A 23,214-nucleotide genomic window follows, 5' to 3' on the forward strand; every position below is an offset into this window, starting at 1 on the left:
GGTCGCTTGTCTCTGCCATCAAACGAAAAGGCCGGCACTAGATGCCGGCCTTTTCATCTGTGGGTCTTACGAACCATGGTCACATGGAAAGATGGGCCCCGACATAACGGGAATCGGCATAGATCAGCGGTTCGATGCTGCCGAACAGTGCGACGTCGGTGACCCGTCCGACGAACACGCCGTGGGTGCCGTAATAGAACTCGCCGTCATTGGCGCAGAAAATGTTGGCCTGCGCATCGCCGAGATAGGGAATGCCGTCACGCTCGCGCCAATCGCCCTCGGCAAAGCGGGCCTCGCCCTTCACCTGGCCGCCGCAGCGTTGCGCCAATGCTTCATGATTGCGCGCCAATATGTTGACGCAGAAAGGCGACTTCGCCTGGAAGGCGGCAAAGATCGACGCGCTGCGATTGACGCATGCAAGCAACGATGGCGGCTCCATGCTCAGGCTGTCGACGGCGGTTGCCGCCATGGCCAGCCGCTGGCCATGGTAATTCGTGGTCAGGATGACGACCGATTTTGCCAGCCGGCGCATCGCCGCCCGCGTGTCCGTCACCAGCTCGTTGATCTCAACGGACATTTCGCGCTCCTCCTGCCGACGTCCTTCAATGAACGGATCATCGCGCAGGGCTCGCCTTGCGGCATCGTTCGAACGGGCGAGCCAAGCAACTCCAGGAAAAGTGTGGCGCGGTTTTCCGTGCGGAGTTGCGTCAGGGCGAGAAGCTGGAGCCTTGCCGCGTTTCGTAGAAAAGCGGAAAGGCTCTAGCTCAGTTCGTCGACCGAGCGCAAAAGCAGCCGGACCAGCTCGCTCTGCCTGGAAACGCCGGTCTTGGAAAACACCATGCGCAGATGTGCCTTGGCCGTGTTCTTGGTGACGCCGAGGGCTGCGCTGGCGTCGTCGAGGTCGAGGCCCTGCCCCATCAGTGCGGCGAGTTCGGCTTCGGCCGGCGTCAGGCCGAACAGCCGGACGAGGATCGCCGGCTGCGGCGCCACCGTGCTGCCGGCGTCGGCGATGATGACGAGTGCCGCCCCGCGCAATGGCGCATGCAGCTTGGCGGAATGTGGTGCCGGCCGGACGACGAGGCCGAGCGCTTCGCCGCTGGAGCGATGGATCGAAAACGCCCGCGAGCCGGCAAAGGAGGCGGGGTCCGCTTCGGCGATCTCCGCGACGGCCGCGGTGAACGCACCGCTCGGACCTGCATCATCGAGCAGGCGCAGCCGGCCGCGGTCGTTCTTCAGCACGTCCTTTTCGGCCAGGATCGCCTCGGCCTGCGGCGTTGCCTGCAGGATGCGGCACTCCTTGTCGACGATGATCGCACCGACCGCCAGCCGTCCAAGCGCGCCGGCAAAAAGCTCGCGTTCGGATTCAAGGCCGTTGAGCCGCAGGAACAGGCTCATCGCTTGCGTCAGATGCGGCAGCAGCCGCTGGAACGTCTCGCGCTCACTTGTTCCGAAATTGTCGCGGCCCAGCACCCGCGTTGCGCGCATCCGCACCCTTGCACCCGACGCCTCGACGATATCGGCGCCCACGACATGCATCCAGCCAGAGCCGGTCATGAAATTTGTCATGAACTCCGAATGCGAAAAACCTTCCTCGCCAACGAGCTCGGCCAGCGTCGTCACCTTGCCAAGCGGCAGGTCGATGAAGGGATCTTGCTTGTAAAGTGCATTGTAGCGGGCGATGCGTTCCTCGGAGGCCGCGCCGGAATAGATGGCGCCCGGCCTGTCGCGGCGCTGGCGCTCGATGATCAGCGTGCTGCTCTCGGCATCGACGGCCGCGCGCAACGCCTTGAGGAAACCGTCGAACGGACTGGCCTCGCTGATGCCGGCATAAAGCAACACGACCAGCTGGTCGTGATCGGGCACGGCGCCTTGAGCTTCCGCCCGATCGGCCACCGTCAGCTCGCGTCCGGTGCGTAACGCTTGATCAGGTCGAGGAACAATGGCGTCTCGCCGCCGCCATGCACCTCGAGCGTCGCGCCGGTGACGAAGGTCGCCGTCGGGCTGGCGAGATAGAGTGCGGCGCGCGCGATATCATCGCCGCGGCCCATGCGCTGCATCGGCACGGATGCGGCGATCGCCTGCTGCGCCTCGCGCGAACCATAAGTCTCGTCGGCCTTTTCGGTTTCGATCAACCCGACGATGATGGCGTTGACGCGTACCTTGGGCGCCCATTCCTGGGCAAGGCTTGTGGTCAGGCTGAGCAGGCCGGCTTTGGCCGCGCCGTAGACCGAGGTGCCCGGCGACGGCCGACGGCCGGAAACGCTGGCGATATTGATGATGTTGCCGCCCTCCGGCAGCCTGGCCATCCAGTGGTAGACCGCCTGTGAAAGGTAGACAGGCGCCATCAGGTTGAGGTTGACGATGGCGTCGGAGAAGCGTGGCGACACGGTGGCTGCGTCGACATGGGGGGAGCCGCCGGCATTGTTGACCAGAACGTCGATCCGGCCATGCTCTTCGCCGACACGGTCGACAAGCTCCTTGCAGGCCTGCGCCGTGCGAACGTCGCATTGCATGAAGATCGCCCGGCGCCCGTTCGAATGCGGCAGACTGTCCGGCTCGGTGCGGGCGCAGACGACAACGGTGGCGCCTGCACCCAGGAAGCCCTCGGCAATCGCCCGGCCGATGCCCTTGGTGCCGCCGGTGACGAGGACAACCCTTCCCTCGAAGGTCGCCAGGGCCGGTTGCGGGGCGTTGCTCATGTCGAAACTCCAGGCTGCTCGGGCGTCGTCGCGCATCTGCCGTTGCGCGCAGTTCTACACGGCTTTAAGTCGATCTTTGGCGGGATTATTCGTCCCTTCGGACGATGCCGGGCGGCCTCCCATGCCTATGTTCCGGCAAACTAGCCCGGTTGGCACACAAGCGCCCAGCCAAATCGTCGTATCGGCCCGCGCCGGACAGGTAACCAGATGATATCAGAAGACGCCGACTGGAAATTCACCACCATTCAAAATCTCTGCGCGCGCGCAGCCGAAGTTTATGGCACGCGGATGGCGGTCGAGGATGGCGGCGTTACGTTGAACTTCGTCGAGCTCGACGCCATGCGCCGCCGCGTTGCGAAGGCGATGGTCGCCGCCGGCGTGCAGAAAGGCGACCGGATCATGATCTGGGCTCCCAACACCTGGCAGTGGTTCGCCACGGCGCTCGGCCTGGTTACCGCAGGCGCTGTCCTGATCCCGGCCAGCACGCGCTTCAAGGGCATCGAAATCGCCGAACTGGTCAAGCGCAGCGGCACCTCGATGCTGTTTTCTGCCGGTACGTTCCTGGGGACCTACTACCCCGACCAGCTGAAGGCCGAAACGCGCGACACCCTGCGCCAGGTCGTGGTCATCGGCGATACACGCAACGGCGACCAGAACTGGGACAGCTTCGTTGCCGCAGGCGACGGCGTCAGCGACGCCGAGCTGGCCGAGCGCGAGGCGTCGGTCGGTCCCGACGATCTCTGCGACATGCTCTTCACCTCTGGCACCACGGGTTACCCGAAGGGCGTCATGTACGGCCACCAGCAGTGCCTCAAGGCCATTGACGCTTGGGCGACGCGCGTCGGCATCCGCGAGCATGACCGCATCCTGGTCATCCCACCCTTCTTCCACGCTTTCGGCTACCGCTCGGGTGCCATCGTTTCGATGATGCGTGGCGCCGTTCTGATGCCGCACCTCACTTACGATGCCGGCGAGATCCTCAAGCGCGTCTCGGAGGAAAAGATCAGCGTCATCCCCGGTCCGCCCGCCATTTTCCAGGGCATGCTGCAGCATCCTGAGTTGGCGAAGTTCGACACGTCAAGCCTGCGCCTCGGCGTCACCGGCGGTGCGGTTGTGCCCTCGATCCTGATCCGCCGCATGCGCGAGGAACTCGGCTTTGCCGGCGTCGTCAACGGCTACGGCCTGACCGAATGCGGCGGCTACGGCACCATGTGCCTGGCGACCGACAGCGACGACGTCATCGCCAACACGGCAGGCAAGGCCGCACCCGGCGTCGAAGTCCGCATCATGGACGACCACAGGAATTTCCTGCCAGACGGCCAGCCCGGCGAGGTCGTCATCCGCGGTTACATCGTCATGAAGGGCTATTTCAACGACCCCGAAGCGACCGCCAGGACCATCGACGCCGAGGGCTGGCTGCACACCGGCGACGTCGGCTACTTCGACGCGGACGGCAATTTGCGCATCGAGGACCGCCTCAAGGACATGTACATCACCGGCGGCTTCAACTGCTATCCGGCCGAGATCGAACGCATGCTCAGCACGCATCCGGCGATCGGCATCGTCGCCGTCATCGGCGTGCCGGACGAGCGTCTCGGCGAAGTCGGCAAGGCCTATGTGGTGCTTCGTCCAGGCACCAGCGCCACCGAAAAGGAAATCATCGACTGGTCGCGCGCCAACATGGCGAACTACAAATGCCCGCGCAGCGTCGAGATCCGCCCGTCACTACCGACCAGCCCTCAAGGCAAGGTGCTCAAGAACCTCTTGCGCGAAGAGGTCCCCCAAGACGCCTGACCGCACCCGCCTGCCCTCCGACGCTGGGTCCGGAGCGGCATGCACAGAGTTCGATCAAAGGGCGGTGCGCAAGCGCCGCCCTTTTTCCTGGCCGGCCCTGCCGTGCGACCGCCACCGTTTCGGGAGAGCTGTCTGGCAAAGAAAAAAGGGCGCCGGTTGCCCGACGCCCTTTCGACTACTTCCCGGTATGCTCGTCTATGCGCCGTAGACGGCCTTCGGTGCCGGGCGCTCTGCGACCAGTTCCTTGATCTTGTCTCCAAGCGCTGCTGCTTCCCAGCGGCTGCCCTTCTCGAACTCAGGGCCGTCGTTCCAGCCGAGCGTCACGCGGATCTTGCCGCCGATCAGCTCGAAGATCTGGCCGGTCACATCGGCCGATGCCGAGCTGCACAGCCAGGCGACGAGCGGTGCCGTGTTTTCCGGAGCAAAGATGTCGAACTCGCCATCCTTCGCCTGCATGGCATCGGCAAAGGCGGTTTCGGTCATGCGCGTGCGCGCGTTCGGCGCCAAGCCGTTGGCGGTGATGCCATAGCGGCGAAGCTCAGCTGCCTGCACCAAGGTCAGCGAGGCGATGCCGCCCTTGGCCGCCGAATAGGCGCTCTGGCCGACGCTGCCCTGCAGGCCGGCACCCGACGAGGTGTTGACGATGCGTGCGTCGACCGGCTTGCCCGCCTTCTGCTGGGCGCGCCAGTAGTCGACAGCGTGGCGGCTGGTGCAGAAATGGCCACGCAGATGCACGCGCAGCACCGCATCCCACTCTTCAGGTGTGCACGATACGAACATGCGGTCGCGCACGAAGCCGGCATTGTTGACCACGGCATGCAGGTCGCCAAAGGCATCGAGCGCTGCCTTGACGATGCGGCCGCCGGCCTCGAAATCGGTGACGTCGTCATAGTTGGCAACGGCCTGTCCACCCATCGCTCTGATCTCGTCGACCACCTGCTGCGCCGGCGTCTCCGTCGTCGCGTCGCCATGGGTGCCAACGCCGAGATCGTTGACCACGACCTTGGCGCCTTCGGCGGCGAGGCCGAGCGCATAGGCGCGGCCCAGGCCGCGGCCAGCACCGGTGACGATCACAACCCTGTTTTCGCAGATCCCTGCCATGTCAGTCCTTCTCACTTTGTCCCAGTCGACAGCCGCACGGCGCGCGCCTGCCCGGCATTGCGCTTGCGCTCTGGCTCCGCCGCACGCAGCGGTTCACATTCCACGAGATCGGCAAGCGACCTGTCGGCCAGCCTTTGATATTCGCCGTCGCCATTGTTGCGCCAGATGATCGCGGCTTCCGGCATCTCCTTGATCACCTTGGCCGGATTGCCGGCAATCAGGCTGCGCGGCGGCGTCACCACCTCGTTCTTCACCAGGCTGAGTGCCGCCACCAGGCTGTCGTCGCCGATGACCGCACCATCGAGCACCACGGCATTCATGCCGATCAGCGCGTTTTCGCCCACCGTGCAGCCATGCAGGATCGCGCCATGGCCCACGGTAGCACCTCGGCCGACGACGCAGTCGGAACCCGCGCCGGTGTGCAAGGTGCAGTTATCCTGCACGCTGGCATCGCCAATCACCGCGATACGGCCAAAATCCCCCCGCAGCGAAGCGCCCGGGCCGATGTAGCAGCGCGGCCCGATGGTCACGTCGCCGATCAGCACGGCCGTCGGATGCAGGTATGTGCTCGGATCGACCACAGGCACGATGCCCTCGAAGGAATAGACCGGCATGGTCAGAGCCTTTCGATGATCGTCACGTTAGCCTGGCCGCCGCCTTCGCACATGGTCTGGAGCGCATAGCGCCCCTTGCGGCGCTCGAGCTCGTTCAGCATCGTCGTCATGATGCGTGCGCCCGTGGCGCCCAGCGGGTGGCCGAGCGCGATGGCGCCGCCATTGACGTTGACCTTGTCGCGCGGCACGCCAAGATCCTTGATCCAGGCGAGCGGGATCGAGGCAAACGCCTCGTTGCATTCGAACAGGTCGATGTCCTCGATCTTCAGTCCGGTCTTGGCCAGCGCATGGCGCGTTGCCGGGATCGGTGCGGTCAGCATCCAGATGGGATCGTCGCCGCGCACGCTGATGTGGTGGATGCGGGCGCGCGGCTTGAGGTTGTGGTCCTTCACCGCCTGCTCCGAGGCGATCAGCAGTGCCGCCGACGCATCGGAATTCTGGCTGGCAACACCTGCATGCACGCGGCCGCCCTCGATCAGTGTCTTCAACGTCGCCATCTTCTCAAGCGTCGTGTCGCGGCGCGGCGTCTCGTCCACGGCGAAGTCGCCGATCGGAACAATCTCGTTTACGAAACGGCCTGCGTCGATGGCGGCAATCGCCCGCTGGTGGCTTTCGAGCGCGAACTGCTCCATTTCCTCGCGGCTGCACTGCCACTTCTCGGCGATCATCTCGGCCGAACGGAACTGGCCGACCTCCTGGTCGCCGTAGCGGGCAAGCCAGCCCGGCGAGGTGCTGAACGGATCGGGGAAGCCGAATTGCGGTCCGACCAGCATGGCCGACGCCATCGGGATCATGTTCATGTTCTGCACGCCGCCGGCGATCACCAGGTCCTGCGTGCCGCTCATCACCGCCTGGGCGGCGAAATGCACCGCCTGCTGGGCCGAACCGCACTGGCGATCAACGGTCACGCCAGGCACATGGTCGGGCAGGCCAGCCACCAGCCAACAGGTGCGGGCAATGTCGCCGGCCTGCGAGCCGATCGTGTCGGTGCAGCCGTAGATAACGTCATCGACCGCATTCGGATCGACGCCGGTGCGCGCCATCAGCGCCTTGATCGGCTGAGCACCGAGATCAGCGGAGTGCATCTGCGCGAGCGCGCCCTTCTTGCGGCCGACCGGCGTGCGGACGGCGTCGACGATATAGGCTTCAGGCATGTTCGGCCTCTCTGGCAAAGGTGTGTTCGGGTCCGAGCGGACGCGCGAAAACGCGGGCGGCGACACGCTCGCGGTGGAAGGCGGGGCCGCCCCACCAGTTGGTGAGCGCAATGCCGCGCTTGAGGAAGAAGTGCACGTCCACCTCCCAGGAATAGCCCATGGCGCCGTGAACCTGGATCGAGGTGCGGGCGGCAACGTCGGAAGCGTCGGTGCAGGCGAGCTTGGCCTGCGAAATGCGGGCGCGGCTGTAGAGGTCGGCGTTCTCCAGCTGTGCAGCTGCCGCATGCAGCACCGGCCGGGCGAACTCGATCTTCACCTGGGCGGTGGCGAGATGGTGCTTCACCGCCTGATAGGAGCCGATCGGCTTGCCAAATTGCTGGCGTTCCTTGGCATAGGCGACGCCGAGATCGACGCAGCGCTGGGCAATGCCCTGCATTTGGGCAGCCGCAAACAGCGCGCCACGGTCGAGCGCGGCGGCCAGCGGCCCTGCGGCCTCATCGGCGCCAGCGATCAGCGTTGCGTCGCTCGGCTCGAACTCGACCGTGAACAGCCGGCGGAACGGATCGACACTGGGCTGCGCCACGATCTTCGCCTTGGCGGTTTCGATCAGATGCACGGCACCGTCTCGAACGACGAGCACCGCCTCGGCGGTATCGGCATCGGCGACGAACGGATTGGTCGGGTGCGCCACCGTGACAGTGACGTCGCCAACAAGAGCGCTTTCAAGCAGTGCGGCCGCCCGGCCGTTGGCGGAGAAGGCCGCGAGCAGCGGCAACACCACACCCGCATTCTCGACAAGCGGCTCCGGCAGCCCGGCGTAGCCGCAAGCCTCGGCGATCTGCACGAAGTCGATTGCCGACAAGCCGAGCCCGCCCTTGTCTTCGGCGACCAGCGCGCCGGCGAGCCCCATCTCGACAATCTTGGTCCATCGCGCCTCGTCGCGGGCAACGCCAGCGCCCATTAGCCGGCGGAGGTCGGCCGGCTGGCAGACATCGGCGAGCAGCTCGCGCACCACATCCGCCGTCATCGTCTGTTCTTCGGAGAAACGGAAATCCATCTTTTCGCCTCCCCTTATGCGCGCGGCAGACCGAGCATGCGCTCGGCGATGATGTTGCGCTGGATCTCGTTCGAGCCGGCATAGATCGGCCCGGCCAGCGAGAAGAAGTAGCCGTCGAGCCAGCGGCCGATGTCGCCGGCTTCGGGCGCCGTGCGCAGCAGCTCCGCGCGCGCGCCCAGGATCGACAATGCCGCCTTGTGCATGGCGATGTCCATTTCCGACCAGAAGATCTTGTTGGTGCTGGCCTCGGCGCCGATATGGCCGCCGGCGGCGAGCCGCGAGGCTGTGGCATAGATCGACAGCGCGTAGGCCTCGGCGTCCATCCAGGATTGCAGCACCGCCGCGCGCACCGTCGGCTCTACTTCCGCCTCATGCGCCTTGAACAGTTCGACCAGCTTGCGCGCCGCCACCTGGAAGCGCGCCGGGCTGCGCAGCATCAGCCCGCGCTCGAAGCCGGCGGTTGCCATGCAGATGTTCCAGCCCTCGCCTTCGCCGCCGAGGCGGTTGAAGGCAGGCACGCGCACATCGTCGAGGAAGATTTCGGCAAAGCCGGTCTCTCCGTCGATCTGCGGGATCGCCTGCACGCGCACACCGGGCGCGTTGAGCGGGAAGAAGATCAGCGACAGGCCCTTGTGGCGTTGCGAGGCCGGATCGGTGCGGAACAGGCCGAAGGCCCAGTCGGCGAAGACGGCGCGCGAGGACCAGATCTTGTGGCCCTTGAGTACATATTCGTCGCGTTCGAGAATGGCTGTTGCGCGCACGGCAGCAAGGTCGGAACCGGCCTGCGGCTCTGACCAGGCCTGCGCCCAGATTTCGTCGCCCGAGGCCATCGCCGTCAGGAAGCGGGCCTTCTGCTCCTCCGTGCCGTACTCCATCAGCGTCGGCCCGAGCAGGAAGATGCCGTTCTGGTTGACGCGCAGAGGTGCACCGGCGCGGTAATATTCTTCCTCGAAGATCAGCCACTGGATCAGGTCGAGCCCGCGTCCGCCATAGCTTTCCGGCCAGGTCACCATGCCCCAGCGGCCGTCGGCCAGCACGCGTTCCCAGGCGCGATGCGCCTCAAAACCCTCGCGGCTGGTGTCGAAGGACGGCAGCGGCTTGCCGGGAACATGCTTTTCGAGCCAGGAGCGCACTTCCTGGCGGAAGGCCTTCTGCTGTTCGGTGTAATCAAGATCCACGCTTGGAAATTCCCGTTGGTCGTAAGCGGCGGGCTCAGGCCTCGCCGGCCTGCTTCTTGTTGGCGGCGGCCATGCTCTTGGCGTCCTGCCCGCCCAGCGTGTTGCCGGTGGTCAGGTCGTTCTGGGCATGGGCGAAATGATGCATGTGGTAATGCGCGTCCATGGCGGTGCGCTTGCCGCGCAGGTCCTCGACATGGTTGATCGCCTGCTTCGACAGCCACAGGCCAAGGCGCGGGTACTGCGCCAGCTTCTCGGCCATGGCCCGGCCGGCCCCTTCGAGCTCGTCGCGGGTCACCACCTTGTTGACCATGCCGAACTGCTCGGCCCGTGCTGCCGGCATGCGCTCGCCCATCATCAGGAATTCCTTGGCCACGCGCGGCGGCAGCTCGAAGGCATGCGCAAAGTATTCGACGCCGGGAATGCCCATGCGCACCACCGGATCCTGGAAGAACGCATCGTCGGTGGCGACGATGAAGTCGCAGACCCAGGCAAGCATCAGCCCACCGGCGACGCAGGCGCCCTGCACCAGCGCGATCGTCGGCTTGGGAATGTCGCGCCAGCGCCGGCACATGCCGAGATAGACCTCGTGCTCCCTGGTGTAGAGCATTTCGGCTGCCGGCTTGTTGGTGTGGTCTGCCCACATCAGGCGGCGGTCGAAACTCTTGTTGACGTCGCGGCCCGGCGTGCCGATATCGTGGCCGGCCGAAAAATGCTTGCCCGCGCCGCGCAGGATGATGACCTTGACCGCATCGTCGTCGACGGCGCGCCTGAAGGCGTCGTCGAGCGCATAGGTCATCTGCGAGTTCTGGGCGTTGTTGAACGTCGGGCGGTTCATCGTCACCCAGGCGATCGGCCCCTCGGTTTCATAGAGAACCGGCTCAGCCGTCTCATAGGTGATGTCTGCCGTGCGCGGCTCAACCAGATCGCTCATATCAAGGGTTTCCGCTGACAATCCAACTTGGTAGCTGACGGGAAACTACGTTCCCCGCCAAGGGGTGCAATCGTCCAAAGGGACTAACGCGCCGGCAACCTTGTGCGCCGCACAATCACTTGCAGATCGTGTCGATTTCGGTGAGCTCGGCTACCGTCAGTTTCCATGAGGCAGCAGCCGCATTAGCCACCACCTGCTCCGCACGGGTGGCGCCGGCGATGACACTGGAAACGATCGGCTGGCAGGCCAGCCAGGAGAACGCCAGTTCGAGGATGGTGCGCCCACGTGCCTCGCTGAAGGCGATCAGCTTTTCGACCTTGTCGAGATTGGCGTCGGTCAGGCCGGACTTGAAATAGGCCATGTTCATGCGCGTGTCCTCGGGCAGCGCCTGGCCCTTGCGGTATTTGCCGGTCAGAAGGCCGCTCGCCAGCGGGAAATAGGGCAGAAGTGTCATGCCGGTGCGGCGCATCGCCGGGAACAGCTCGGTCTCGGCCATGCGCGAGATCAGGTTGTACTCCGCCTGGGTGGACTGCAGGCTGTGCAGATTGTGATGGCGCGAGGTCCAGCTGGCATCGACCAGCATCCACGCCGGCAGGTTCGAGCAGCCGAGATAACGCACCTTGCCCTGCTTCACGAGATCGTCCAGCGCCCGGAGTGTCTCTTCGATAGGCGTCTGCGGGTCAGGGAAATGGTACTGGTAGAGGTCGACGTAGTCGGTCTTGAGCCGGCGCAGGCTGTCTTCGACAGCATTCATGATGTAGCCGCGCGAGCCATTGTAGCGGCTGCTCTTCTCGCGGTTGAGCGGAGAGGCAAACTTGGTCGCCAGCACCACGTCCTTGCGGCGGTCGCCGAGGACCTGGCCCAGCGTAGTCTCCGACCCGCCGTTGATGCCGTAGGAATCCGAGGTGTCGAGCAGCGTGATGCCGGCATCGAGCGCCGCATGCACCACCTTCCGCGCACCCTCGGTGTCGAGCGCCTTGATCATGCCGCCAAAGTTGTTGCAGCCGAGACCGACCACCGAAACCTCGAGGCCCGTGCGGCCGAGAACGCGCTTTTCCATCTCGTCTACTCCATCATGTTCATTCGATAACTATCGTAATTCGTTGGCAAACTGCCTAGGCTGCGGCCTTGATCATGTCCGCAGCCTTCTCCGCGATCATGACGGTCGCCGCATAGGTATTGCCGTTGACCAGCACCGGCATGATCGACGCATCCGCCACGCGCAGCCTCTCGACCCCACGCACCCGCAACTGCGGATCGACCACCGAGTCGGCGTCCGCGCCCATCCGGCACGTGCCGGCGGCATGGTAGTGCGTCACCGCTGTCGCCAAAATGTCTTCGGCGATGTCGTCGAGCGAACGGATCGGCCGCGCTGGCAACAGCTCCTTGTCGAGCACGCTGCGCAGCGCCGGCTGGTTGACGATGGCGCGGGTCCGGTCGGCTCCCTCGGTCAGGATGCGCAAGTCGCGCGGATCGGAGAAATAGTTCGGCGAGATCGCCGCATGCGCCATCGGATCAGCCGACTTCAGCGTCACCTGCCCGCGGCTGTAGGGCGAACCATGGTTGAGCAGCAGCGTGAAGCCGTGCTCCCGCGGCAGGATGCCCAGCACGCCCGGGCCTCGCCTGATGACCGTTGCCGGCGCCATGCAGACCTGGATCTCGCTGCCCGGGTCGCCTTCGATGGCATGGAAATAGCCCGACGTCGGAAACAGCCCGCGGCTCAGTACGCCCCGGCGCCTCAGCGCATACTGCGCCCCAGCCTTCAAAGCGCCCCAAGGCCTGACGTGACTGTAGGCGCTGACCGGTTTGGTCGTCGTGTACATCAGCCGGTACATCGGATGGTTCTGCAGGTTCCGCCCGACCTCGGGCCGGTCGGCGGTTACCTTGATGCCCAGGCGTTGCAAACTGCCGGCGTCGCCGACGCCCGACAGCATCAGCAGTTGTGGCGAGTTGACCGCGCCACCGCTGAGGATAACTTCCTTGACCGCGCGCGCCACGCGAGGCCGGCCCTGATGAAAGAACACCACGCCGGTCGCGATTCCTGCCTCGATCACGACCCGCTTGACCGGCGCGTCGACGATAAGCGTCAGGTTCGGCCGCTTCAGCGCTGGGTGAAGAAAGGCGGCAGCCGTGCTCGACCGTTTGCCTTTGCCGATGGTCAGGTCGACATGGCCGAAGGCTTCTGCCGCATCCTTGTTGAGGTCGTCGGTCAGCGGCAGGCCTTCCTGCGCCGCCGCGTCGAGGAACATGTCGCAGACCGGTGCGGTGCCCTGCCCCTTCGACACCTGCATCGGTCCGCTGTCGCCATGGATGTCGCTGGCGCCGCGCTCGTTGGTCTCGGACTTCTTGAAATACGGCAGGACGTCGTCATAGCCCCAGCCGTCGTTGCCCAGCGCCTTCCAGTTGTCGTAGTCGCGCCGGTGGCCGCGCATGTACATCATGCCGTTGATCGAGCTCGATCCGCCGACAATCCTGCCCTGCGCCCAGTAGAGCTTGCGCCCCCCCAGCGCTTCCACCGGTTCGCTCTCGTAGCTCCAATTATAGGCCGGGTGCGTGCCGGTCACGACATTGGCGCCAGGAATGCGGATCAGCATGCCCTTGTCGAGCCCGCCGGCCTCGATGACCGCGACCCGAACATTCGGATTTTCGGACAGGCGGGCAGCGAGCACGCAGCCGGCAGCGCCCGCGCCGACAACGACGTAGTCGAACTCGAGATCGGCGAAGCTCACGTCCTGGTCCTGAAATCTCGTCGCGCCACGCCCTTCGGCCAAGGTAGCCGCGCATGTTCCTGGGCGAGCCTGTTCAGCGGATCGGCCACGTCGCGCTCGACAATGCGGGCCGCCTTGCGCAGGCGCAGGTCGACATGGATCGACAGGCCCTCGAGGGTTGCCGCGCGATAATTCTGGTCGACATTCCACAGTTCGTGGAAATGGTGGACGCGCTTGAGGTCGGTCCACAGCACGACGCTGCGTGCCTCGAGCCTGGCGTCGGGCATCAGCTCGCGCGCGTAACGAACGCTCTTCTCCAACCGGAAAAAGCTGTAGCTGGTGCGCCTGATATACGCGTCATGGATGCCGAACACCTCGAACAGGTCGCTTTCGGCGATGTCGAAGACGTGGTCGTACCACGACACGTTCATATGACGGTTGACGTCGAGCCAGTGCGGCTCGACCTTGCCACGGAAGCTGATGTAAGGGCGCGGTGCGTTCTCGGCGTCGACGGCATTGGCGCCCGACACCTCGTCCCCCACAGCGCCCTCGTCTTTCATCAACCCTTACTCCGCCGCTTGCGCGGGAGCGTTGAGCTTCTCGTCGAGTTCCGAGGCGAGGCAGGAGAACTTGACCTGGCCCCGTTCGATGATCATCGCGCGGTCGGCATATGGTGCAGTCACCGCCAGATGCTGCTCGACGATGACCACCGCCGTGCCGGTCTGTGCCCAGCGGCGCAGAAAGGCAAGGATCGGCGGCAGCAGCGCCTGGGCGAGGCCCATGGACGGCTCGTCGCAGAGCAACACTTTGGGCTGGGCGATGAAGGCCTGGCCGAGCGCCAGCATCTGCTGCTGGCCGCCCGACAGATCGCGGGCGTAGAGCTTCTGCTTCTCCTTCAGGATCGGGAAGACCGAGTAGATCTCCTCGACCGCGTTGTTGAAGCCGGCGCGATCGCCGCGCCGCGCCGCCGCCCCCATGCGCAGATTGTCGAACACGCTGAGCTCAGGGAATACGCGGTGGCCGTCGAGCACCAGGCGCAGGCCCGACTGCGCGATCTTTTCAGGGGCCTGCCCGCCGATCACCTTGCCGTCGAGCAGGATCTCGCCGCTGTCGGGCTTGTTGAAGCCGGCGATCGCCCGCATCAGCGTCGACTTGCCGGCACCATTCTCGCCGCCGATGAGCAGGATTTCGCCCGCCTTGGCCGTCAGCGACACATCGCGCAGAACCGGGATGGTGCCGTAACCGGCAACCAGATTTTTGACCTCAAGCATGGCGCGACCCCACGAACATATGTTGCACAGCAGGGTCCTTGGCGACCACGTCCGGCTTGCCTGAGGAAACCACGCGGCCCTGCTCCAGCACCGTGATCGTGTCGGCAATGCCCCACACCAGGTCGAGATCGTGCTCGACCAGGATGACGGTCTTGCCCATTTGGCGGCTCAGGAACCTGACGAGATTGGCGAAATTGGTGCGCTCGCCCTGCGACAGGCCGGCGGCCGGTTCGTCGAACAAGACGATCGTGGCTTCCTTCAGCACCGTGCGCATCACCTCGACGAGACGGCGCTGTCCGTGAGACAGCAGCGTCGCGCTGTCCTGGCCAAAGGTTTCCTCCATCGCCTTGGCGAGCGCCGTGATGTCGGCGCTTGCCGGGCCGACGCGGGCGTCCACGCCGATCTTCAGATTGTCCCACAGCGACAGCTGGCTGAAGATGCGCGGCGCCTGGAACGTGCGGCCGAGGCTCATGTTGGCGATGCGGTCGGCGGCCATGTTGGTGGCGTCGACACCGTTGATGGTGAACGAGCCGGAGTTCAGGCGCGACAGGCCGCTCAGCACATTGAGCAGGCTGGTCTTGCCCGAACCGTTGGCGCCGATCAGGCCGTGGACCTCTCCCTTGCGGACCTTGAGGTCGACCGCGCTGACGGCAACGACTTCGCCGAACTTCTTGGTGCCGTTGCGCACCTCGACGGCGATCTCCTCGGACGGCGAGCGCGCCACCTTGCCAGACTGGAGGTTGGCAAGGAAACCGTCGATGCGGAAGGCCTGCTCGCCGCCACCGGTCTGCTTGCGCTTGGCGCGCAGACGCTCGATCGAACCGACGATCCCGTCGGGGAAAATCAGCACCGCCAGCAGCGTCAGTGTGCCGTACATCAGCAGCCGGTATTCGACGAACTGGGCCAGCAGGATATTGGGCAGGATGAAGACGATCCAGATGCCGATGATCGGCCCGAGCATCTGCCCGCGTCCGCCGACGACGACGGCGAAGAAGAACACGAAGGACAGCTCGATGTTGAAGCCCTGGGGGCTGACGAAGGCCACCGTCGGCAGATAGAGGATGCCGCAGATGCCGGTGCCGATCGAAGCGACGATGAAGGCGGTGAAGCGCATCACGCCGGGCTTTATGCCGAGGGACCGTGCCGCCTCGGGGCTCAGTGCGGCCACGAACATGCTGCGGCCGAGCTTCGAGCGGCGGATGCCGTAGTGAGCGAACAGCGCGATCATCGGGAACACAGCAACCGCGATCGCCAGCGGCGACATGCCGAACACGACCGGGTTGGTCAGCTCGGGCACGGAAACACTGATGCCATTGATGCCGTTGGTCCACTTGTCGAGCGTCACAAGCAGCTGCGGGAAGACGATCGCAGCGCTCATGGTGACGAAGCCGAGATGGAAACCCTGCACGCGCAGCGCCGGGAGCGCAAACAGCAGGCCGCCCAGGACGGCAGCGACAATGCCGCCGAGCGCTGCCAGTGCGAAGGGCCAGTCATGCAGGCCATAGAGGATTGCAGCACCATAGGCGGCAAGCCCGAGGATCGCGCCCTGGCCAAAAGACTTCTGGCCGGCATCGACGAACAGCATGTTCTGGAAGATCGCCGCGGCGATGTAGATGTTGACCAGCTGGAACGTATGGATCCAGTAGGAATTGCCAAGGATCACCGGGCCGAAGCCGGTGATGGCGATCAGCGCCACCCCGATCCAGACCTGCGTCAGGTCGGAATTGAAACGGCCTTTCGGCTTGCTTTCGACGGCCATGGTAACGGGTCCGGTCTGCACGTTTGCATTCGCCTGCATGGTCACACCCGCCTTGCGCCGACGCGACCGAACAAGCCTTGCGGCCTGAACATCAAGATGATCACCAGCACCAGAAGCGATGCCAGGTCCTGGTAGGCGCCGCCGACCTTGTAGGCCGTCAGCATGGCGACGACGCCGACAAGTGGGCCGCCGATCAGCGTGCCGGCGTTGGAGCCGATGCCGCCAACCACGGCTGCAACGAAGCCGTTGAGCACGTATTTCAGGCCGGCGTCGGGGCTGACCGAGATCACCGGAGCGACGAGGAAGCCGACGGTACCGACCATCAGGCCGCTGATGGCGAACGAAATCAGCTGCAGGCGGCGAACCGGCAGGCCAGCTGCCCGTGCGGCGTCGAAGTCCTGCGACAGCGCGCTGATGGCGAGCCCGATGAAGGTCTTGCGCAGGAAGAAGCGCAACGCGAAGAACCAGAAGATCATTGCCGCAATCGCCAGCGCATAAGCACCCGGCGTGCGCGTGCCGAGGATGCGGAAGCTCGGCACCACGCTCTGGACAGAATACGCAAACGGCCCCTGCGTGATCATCAGGAGTGCCGCGACGATGACCGAGACCGAAACCGTCGAGATCAGCCAGCTGTCCTGCTCGACCGAGGAGCGCAGCGGCAGCAGCGTGATGTAGCCCTGGATGGTGACCAAGGCGGCGATCAGCAGCCCGGCCAGCACAAGCATCAGCGTCCACTGGCCGAACCCCACTTGGTTGGCCAGGAAATAGGCGGCGAAACCGCCCAGGATGAACATGTTGCCCTGGGCAAAATTGAAGATGTTCGTCGCACCATGAACGATATTGAAGCTCATCGCGATGGTGGCGAAGATCGACCCTATGGCGATCCCACGTATCACGATGATCAGTATTTCACTGAGCATAAGCTCGCCTCCCTGACCACACTTATGAACCCGCCCTTGCCTGCACCGCGGGCAAGCCCGGAACGCTGACGAAGAAGGGGTATTTTGAGGTCAGCTTATGCGTGGCAGCCGTGGTCGCAACATCGTTCGAACGGACTAACGAAAAATGCTTGCAATGGCGGCATTTGATCACCCGCCATGGAGACATCGAACGGCCAGCGTCCGGATGCTTCACCGCCACCAGACCGGCATCCGCAACCGCAACGTCGGTGATGTCACGAGAAACAGCTTCTGGTCGTGTCGAACGACAACTTGGCCGCTTTTTGCAGGTCGAGCGCCGCGAGGTCAGGCGAAATCACTTCGATGCTGAAAGGTACGGCAACGCCCATGGCATCAAGCGTTGCGGCAAAGCCGGCTAGATCGAAACCACCCTGCCCGCACAGTCTGCGGTTCATCGTTTCCGAAGCGAGCGCTCCCGTCGGCATCGCGTCGGCGTCGTTGACCTGAACGCACAGCACCTTGTCGGCAGGTATCCGCTTGAGATCCGCAAGCGGCATACCAGCACGGAAGACATGCCACGAATCGATGACCAGGCCGGCGTTGGGAATTTCGCCAATGATTGCCAGTGCCGTGTCGACGTCCTTAACATTGCCCCAGGCAACCAGTTCCAGTGCGATGGCGATGTCATGCGCGGCAGCCCGGCCGCAGAGCGCGCGAAACCGCTGCTGCATCGTGTCCAGCGGGATGCCGCGCCCGCCAAGATCGGGACCGACATTGAGCACCTTGGCGCCGAAGGCCGTGGCCGCCCTGAAAGCCGTCTCCTCGTTGCGGCGCGAAAGCAGCCCCGCCTCACCGTCCATGAACCAGTCGGTAAGGAACTCGACCGAAACGTGCTTCATGCCATGCACTTCGAGGATGGAACGCAGCTCGCCGTCACCGAAACCGCGCGCCCGCTGCTCGGCATAATCGCGGAAATGCAGGCACATGCCGGTGTAGCCTGCTGTGGCACATGCCTCGACTCGGGACGCAAAACCATGGCGCGATGCCACCGGGCTGCCGGGCATCACGCCGCTGACGGTATGCGAGCTGCAGATGAATTCGCGTGATTTCATGATGTTCCCGGGTGGTGCTGCCGTCGATGCCCAAAATGTCCCTCCAACAACCGGCATACAGGTCCATTCGGACTAGACATGGGTTCGCGAGGCACTGAAACAAAAAACCCCCGGCAAAACCGGGGGTTCTTTTTTTGAGCAAGAAACGCGCTCGGCAATGTCAGCCGATTACTGCGGCAGCTTGTCGTCCACGCCCTTGACGTAGAAGTTGAGGCCGAGCAGCACGCCGTTCTCGGCCACTTCACCGGCCTTGAGCCATTCCGTGCCATCCTGCTTGGTGATCGGCCCGGTGAACGGATTGAATTCCCCGGACTTGATCTTGGCCGCGGTTTCCTCGGCCAGTTTCTTGACGTCGTCGGGCATGTTGGCGAACGGCGCCATCACGACATGGCCTTCCTTCATGCCGCCCCAGACGTCCTGCTGCTTCCAGGTCCCGTCGACGACCGCCTTGACACGCTCGACGTAATACGGGCCCCAATCATCGACGATCGAGGTCAGCTGCGTGGTCGGGCCGAACTTGATCATGTCGGAAGCCTGGCCGAACGCCTTGATGCCACGCTCGGTCGCCACCTGCATCGGTGCCGTCGAGTCGGTGTGCTGGGTGATGATGTCGACGCCCTGGTCGATCAGCGCCTTGGCGGCGTCGGCTTCCTTGCCCGGGTCGAACCAGGTGTTGGCCCACACCACCTTGACCTTGAAGTCCGGGTTGACCGACTGCGCGCCGAGCACGAAGGCGTTGATACCCATCACCACTTCGGGGATCGGAAACGAAGCGATGTAGCCCGCGACGCCTGCCTTGGACATCTTGGCGGCGATCACGCCCTGGATGTAGCGACCTTCATGGAACTTCGAATTGTAGGTCGCGACATTCGGGTGCTCACGCTTGTAGCCCGTGGCGTGCTCGAACTTCACATCGGGAAACTTGCCCGCTACCTTGTTGGTCGGATCCATGTAGCCGAAGGACGTGGTGAAGATGATGTTGCAGCCTGAACGTGCGAAACGTTCGATCGCACGCTCGGCGTCGGCGCCTTCGGGAACGCTTTCGAGATAGGCGGTCTCGACCTGATCGCCGAGTTCCTTCTTCATGTGTTCGAGGCCTTGATGATGCTGGTAGGACCAGCCGAAATCGCCGATTGGCCCGACATAGACAAAGCAGGCCTTGGTCGCGGCTTCCGCCGCCATCGTGCCGAAAGACATCACGGCGGCAGCCGCGGCAAACGACAAAATTGTCTTCTTCATGCTTTTGTTCCTCTTAGTGGTTGCCCGGGGCACTATCCCATCCTTTTTATAGTCCCTGTACATGGCCCGCCTCGAAAGCCGTTCAAAACGACTTTCGAATCGGCGCCATGGTCTTAGCGATCTGGCACAAACGGCCGCCCCAATGAAGCCGGAGTGTTCACCATCGTCAGTCGTCTGTTGCGCGAGATTAGGACAAGGACAACGATGGTTGCCAGATAGGGTAGCGAAGAAAGAAGTTGCGACGGCACGCCGATGCCCAACGCCTGGGCATGCAGCTGGCCGATCGAAACCGCTCCGAACAGATAGGCGCCGGCCAGCACGCGCCACGGCCGCCACGATGCGAACACCACCAGCGCCAAGGCAATCCAGCCCCGGCCTGCGGTCATGTTTTCGATCCACTGCGGCGTGTAGACGAGCGACAGATAGGCGCCGGCAAGTCCCGCGCACGCGCCGCCGAACATGACGGCGAGGTAGCGGATGGCGATGACCTTGATGCCGAGTGCGTGCGCCGAAGTGTGGTTGTCGCCGATCGAGCGCAATGTCAGCCCTGCCCGCGTGCGGAACAGGAAGTAGGCGACGCCGGCGGTCAACAGCAGCGACACGTAAAACAGTGGATCCTGCCCGAACAACAGCTTGCCCACAAACGGCAGTTCGCTGAGGAAGGGAATGTGGATGTAGTCCATTTTAATGCCTGGCAGGCCGACGAAACTTTCGCCCAGCATGCCTGACAGGCCCAGGCCGAGCAGCGTCAGTGCCAGGCCTGTCGCCACTTGGTTGGTCACCAGCGTCAGCGTCAGGAAGCCGAACAGCAGCGAAAACAGCGCGCCGACGATGATCGCGGCCAAGACGCCGAGCCAGGGCGAGCCGGTCGTCAGCGCGACGCCGAAGCCGGTCACAGCCCCCATCACCATCATGCCTTCGACGCCGAGATTGAGCACGCCCGAGCGCTCGACCACCACTTCGCCGACGGATGCGATCAACAGCGGAGTTGCCGCCGTCGCAATCGTTATCAGGATGTCTTCAAACATTTTGCGTGGCCTCCACGGTCTTTGCAGCAGAGGCGCCGACAAAGCGGATGCGGTAAAGGATGAGCGTGTCGCAAGCGAGCACGAAGAACAGCAGCATGCCCTGGAAGGCGCGCACCACCTTGTCGGACACACCGAGCGAGATCTGAGCTGCTTCACCGCCGAGATAAGACAGTGCCAGGACGAGGCCCGCGGCGATGATGCCGAGCGGGTTCAGGCGTCCGAGGAAAGCAACGATGATCGCGGCAAAGCCATAGCCGGGCGAGATCGTCGGCCGCAGTTGACCGATGGCACCCGAGACTTCGGAGATGCCGGCGAGGCCTGCGAGACCGCCGGAGACCAGGAAGGCGAAGAAGACCATCCGCGACTGCGAGAAGCCTGCAAAGCGCCCTGCTCGCGGGCTTTGCCCCAGCACCAGCACCTCGAAGCCTTTCAACGTACGCGACAGCATGAACCACAGGGCGATTGCCGCGACGATGGCGAAGACAAAACCCCAGTTGGCGCGGCCCGAAGCCGACCAGATCTCGGGCAGCACGGCACTCGGGCTGAAGGTCCGCGTCTCCGGAAAGTTCATGCCTGCCGGGTTGCGCCACGGACCGCGCACCATCCAGTCGAGGAACAGCTGCGCGACATAGACCAGCATCAAGCTGGTCAGGATCTCGTTGGTGTTGAAGCGCACCTTGAGATAGGCCGGGATGGCGCCGTAGAGCGCGCCCCCGGCGATGCCCATCAGCAGCATCAGCGGCAGGACGATCCACGACTGGAAGTCGGGGAACATCACCGGCAGGATCGATCCCATGATCGCACCGACGATGAACTGGCCTTCGGCGCCGATGTTCCAGTTGTTCGAGAGGTAGCAGATCGACAGGCCGACGGCGATCAGGATCAGCGGAGCTGCCTTGACCGCCAGCTCATGCAGCGACCAGACCTCGCGCAGCGGATCGATGAAGTAGTAATACAGCGCTTCGACAGGGTTCTTGCCGAGCAGCGAGAACATGATCGCACCGGCGATCAGCGTCAGCCCAAGCGCGATGAAGGGCGAAAGCGCGGCGAAGAGCGCCGAGCGCTCCGGACGTTTGACGAGTTCGATCCGCATCACGCGACCTCCTTCGCATGATCGGGATGACCCGGCTCGGCCCCACCCATAAGCAGCCCGATGCGTTCGAGCGTCGCTTCGGCGATCGGGATCGGCTTCGACAGCTCGCCATTGTGCATGACGGCGATCGAGTCGGAGATTTCAAACAACTCGTCGAGATCCTGGCTGATGACCAGCACCGCCGAGCCGTTGCGGGCGAGCTCGATCAGCGCCTGGCGGATGCGCGCGGCGGCGCCGGCGTCGACGCCCCAGGTCGGCTGGTTGACGACCATCACGGCAGGGTTGCGGTCGAGCTCGCGGCCGATGATGAATTTCTGCAGATTGCCACCCGAAAGTGCGGCGGCTTCAGGATCGGGTGCGCTCTTGCGCACGTCCATTACCTCGATGATGCGCTGAGCCGCCTTCTGGATCGCGCCCGACTTGACCACACCGAGGCCACTGACAAAGGCTTTGCCGTCAGTGGTGTGACGCGACAGCAGGAGGTTGTCCGACAGCCGCATGCGCGGTGCTGCACCGTGGCCGAGGCGCTCCTCAGGCACGAAGGCAGCGCCCAACAGGCGGCGTGCCGAAATGCCCATGCGTCCAGCCGATTTGCCGCGAATGCGGATGGCATCGGCGCTTTCCTGCAGCGCTTCGCCCGAGATCGCTTCGAACAGCTCGCCCTGGCCGTTTCCGGCGACACCGGCAATGCCGATGACTTCGCCGCCGGCGATGCTCAGCCAGATGTTCTTGAGCGGCATCGAGAACGGCCCAGCAGGCTTGCGGCTCATGCCGCAGATGCTGAGCAGTTCTTCGCCGCGCACCGATGCCGTGGTGCGCTCGGCGTTCTTGACCTCGGTGCCGACCATCATCCGTGCTAGCGAGGATGGCGTCTCGAGCCGGGGATTGCAGTGCCCCACAACCTTGCCGTGTCGCATGATCGTGGCGCTGTCGCACAGGCGGCGGACTTCGTCGAGGCGGTGCGAGATGTAGAGGATCGACTTGCCCTCGGAGCGCAGGCGCTCGAGCGTCTCGAACAGCTTGTCGGCTTCCTGCGGCGTCAGCACCGAAGTCGGTTCGTCGAGAATGATCAAATCAGGCGTCTGCAGCAGGCAGCGGATGATCTCGATACGCTGGCGTTCGCCGACCGAGAGGTCACCGACCAGCGAGTCCGGATCGAGCGGCAGGCCGTAGCTATAGGACAGCGCGCGCGCCTTGGCTGCAATCGTGCTGATCGGCGTGTCATCGGCCAGCGAAAGCGCGATGTTTTCAGCAGCCGTCAGCGCTTCGAACAAAGAAAAGTGCTGGAAAACCATGCCGATGCCGAGCTTCTTGGCAACGCCGGGGCTGGTGATCATGACCGGCTGGCCGTTCCAGTGAATTTCGCCGGCATTGGGCTCCAGAGAGCCGAACAGCATCTTCACCAGCGTCGACTTGCCCGCGCCGTTTTCGCCGAGCAGGGCATGGATTTCGCCCTTGGCAATGGTCAGGTCTACCTGATCGCACGCTTTGAGTGTGCCGAATACCTTCGTCAGGCCGCGAACCTCAAGCAGGTTCCGACCATTGGCTAAAGGGGTTGTGTCCACAACGCCTCCCAT

General features: G+C 64.2%; 21 protein-coding genes. 1 reads left to right on the plus strand and 20 read right to left on the minus strand.

Going from position 1 to position 23,214, the window contains the following annotated elements; all coding sequences use genetic code 11:
* Window positions 1–79 precede the first annotated feature (79 nt).
* The 3 genes from J1C56_RS03800 to J1C56_RS03810 form a co-directional block, all read right to left on the minus strand.
* A complete protein-coding gene (locus tag J1C56_RS03800) occupies window positions 80–577 on the minus strand; it encodes a flavin reductase family protein (RefSeq protein WP_214386101.1) in 498 nt (165 codons plus the stop codon).
* A gap of 182 nt (window positions 578–759) precedes the next feature.
* A complete protein-coding gene (locus tag J1C56_RS03805) occupies window positions 760–1,893 on the minus strand; it encodes a helix-turn-helix transcriptional regulator (protein WP_214386103.1) in 1,134 nt (377 codons plus the stop codon).
* 2 nt (window positions 1,894–1,895) lie between these two features.
* Window positions 1,896–2,699 (minus strand): SDR family oxidoreductase, encoded by an 804-nt coding sequence (locus J1C56_RS03810; RefSeq protein ID WP_214386105.1) that lies wholly within the window; start codon window positions 2,697–2,699, stop codon window positions 1,896–1,898.
* A 207-nt stretch (window positions 2,700–2,906) separates the two neighbouring features.
* Here J1C56_RS03810 and J1C56_RS03815 point away from each other — a divergent pair, with 207 nt between their 5' ends.
* Entirely contained in the window at window positions 2,907–4,493 is a 1,587-nt protein-coding gene (locus J1C56_RS03815; protein WP_214386107.1) for a FadD3 family acyl-CoA ligase, read from the plus strand.
* Window positions 4,494–4,688: 195 nt separating this feature from the next.
* Here J1C56_RS03815 and J1C56_RS03820 read toward each other — a convergent pair whose 3' ends face one another.
* The 17 genes from J1C56_RS03820 to J1C56_RS03900 form a co-directional block, all read right to left on the minus strand.
* Complete coding sequence (locus tag J1C56_RS03820; protein WP_214386109.1) at window positions 4,689–5,594, minus strand: SDR family oxidoreductase; 906 nt, start codon at window positions 5,592–5,594, stop codon at window positions 4,689–4,691.
* A gap of 11 nt (window positions 5,595–5,605) precedes the next feature.
* Window positions 5,606–6,208, minus strand: a complete 603-nt coding sequence (locus tag J1C56_RS03825; RefSeq protein WP_214386111.1) for a gamma carbonic anhydrase family protein — start codon at window positions 6,206–6,208, stop codon at window positions 5,606–5,608.
* A 2-nt stretch (window positions 6,209–6,210) separates the two neighbouring features.
* Window positions 6,211–7,362 carry an acetyl-CoA C-acetyltransferase gene (locus J1C56_RS03830; RefSeq protein WP_214386113.1) on the minus strand — a complete coding sequence of 384 codons (1,152 nt, stop codon included), beginning with the start codon at window positions 7,360–7,362 and terminating at the stop codon, window positions 6,211–6,213.
* Window positions 7,355–8,419: an acyl-CoA dehydrogenase family protein gene (locus tag J1C56_RS03835; RefSeq protein ID WP_214386115.1), complete on the minus strand. Its 1,065-nt coding sequence runs from the start codon at window positions 8,417–8,419 to the stop codon at window positions 7,355–7,357. The genes J1C56_RS03830 and J1C56_RS03835 overlap by 8 nt, the downstream gene beginning before the upstream one ends.
* A 14-nt stretch (window positions 8,420–8,433) precedes the next feature.
* Window positions 8,434–9,597 (minus strand): acyl-CoA dehydrogenase family protein, encoded by a 1,164-nt coding sequence (locus J1C56_RS03840; protein ID WP_214386117.1) that lies wholly within the window; start codon window positions 9,595–9,597, stop codon window positions 8,434–8,436.
* A 34-nt stretch (window positions 9,598–9,631) separates the two neighbouring features.
* On the minus strand, window positions 9,632–10,528 hold the full coding sequence (locus J1C56_RS03845; RefSeq protein WP_214386119.1) for an enoyl-CoA hydratase: 897 nt from the start codon (window positions 10,526–10,528) through the stop codon (window positions 9,632–9,634).
* A 115-nt stretch (window positions 10,529–10,643) separates the two neighbouring features.
* Window positions 10,644–11,588, minus strand: a complete 945-nt coding sequence (locus J1C56_RS03850) for an aldo/keto reductase (RefSeq protein WP_214386121.1) — start codon at window positions 11,586–11,588, stop codon at window positions 10,644–10,646.
* 55 nt (window positions 11,589–11,643) lie between these two features.
* Complete coding sequence (locus tag J1C56_RS03855) at window positions 11,644–13,257, minus strand: GMC family oxidoreductase (RefSeq protein WP_214386123.1); 1,614 nt, start codon at window positions 13,255–13,257, stop codon at window positions 11,644–11,646.
* Window positions 13,254–13,796, minus strand: coding sequence for a thioesterase family protein (locus J1C56_RS03860; RefSeq protein WP_214386125.1), 543 nt, complete (start codon window positions 13,794–13,796; stop codon window positions 13,254–13,256). The genes J1C56_RS03855 and J1C56_RS03860 overlap by 4 nt, the downstream gene beginning before the upstream one ends.
* A 6-nt stretch (window positions 13,797–13,802) precedes the next feature.
* The gene (locus J1C56_RS03865) at window positions 13,803–14,507 is read right to left on the minus strand and encodes an ABC transporter ATP-binding protein (RefSeq protein ID WP_214386127.1); all 705 of its coding nucleotides are present in this window, start codon (window positions 14,505–14,507) and stop codon (window positions 13,803–13,805) included.
* On the minus strand, window positions 14,500–16,305 hold the full coding sequence (locus J1C56_RS03870) for a branched-chain amino acid ABC transporter ATP-binding protein/permease (protein WP_246591103.1): 1,806 nt from the start codon (window positions 16,303–16,305) through the stop codon (window positions 14,500–14,502). The genes J1C56_RS03865 and J1C56_RS03870 overlap by 8 nt, the downstream gene beginning before the upstream one ends.
* Before the next feature lie 2 nt (window positions 16,306–16,307).
* Window positions 16,308–17,186, minus strand: a complete 879-nt coding sequence (locus tag J1C56_RS03875) for a branched-chain amino acid ABC transporter permease (RefSeq protein ID WP_214386129.1) — start codon at window positions 17,184–17,186, stop codon at window positions 16,308–16,310.
* A gap of 254 nt (window positions 17,187–17,440) precedes the next feature.
* Window positions 17,441–18,277 (minus strand): sugar phosphate isomerase/epimerase family protein, encoded by an 837-nt coding sequence (locus tag J1C56_RS03880; RefSeq protein ID WP_214386131.1) that lies wholly within the window; start codon window positions 18,275–18,277, stop codon window positions 17,441–17,443.
* A 168-nt stretch (window positions 18,278–18,445) separates the two neighbouring features.
* Window positions 18,446–19,516, minus strand: coding sequence for a BMP family ABC transporter substrate-binding protein (locus J1C56_RS03885; RefSeq protein WP_214386133.1), 1,071 nt, complete (start codon window positions 19,514–19,516; stop codon window positions 18,446–18,448).
* A 113-nt stretch (window positions 19,517–19,629) separates the two neighbouring features.
* Window positions 19,630–20,544: an ABC transporter permease gene (locus J1C56_RS03890; RefSeq protein WP_214386135.1), complete on the minus strand. Its 915-nt coding sequence runs from the start codon at window positions 20,542–20,544 to the stop codon at window positions 19,630–19,632.
* Window positions 20,537–21,637: an ABC transporter permease gene (locus J1C56_RS03895; protein WP_214386137.1), complete on the minus strand. Its 1,101-nt coding sequence runs from the start codon at window positions 21,635–21,637 to the stop codon at window positions 20,537–20,539. The genes J1C56_RS03890 and J1C56_RS03895 overlap by 8 nt, the downstream gene beginning before the upstream one ends.
* Complete coding sequence (locus J1C56_RS03900) at window positions 21,637–23,214, minus strand: ABC transporter ATP-binding protein (protein WP_214386139.1); 1,578 nt, start codon at window positions 23,212–23,214, stop codon at window positions 21,637–21,639. The genes J1C56_RS03895 and J1C56_RS03900 overlap by 1 nt, the downstream gene beginning before the upstream one ends.

Origin of the sequence: Aminobacter anthyllidis, assembly GCF_018555685.1 — a bacterium.
Lineage (GTDB): Bacteria > Pseudomonadota > Alphaproteobacteria > Rhizobiales > Rhizobiaceae > Aminobacter > Aminobacter anthyllidis.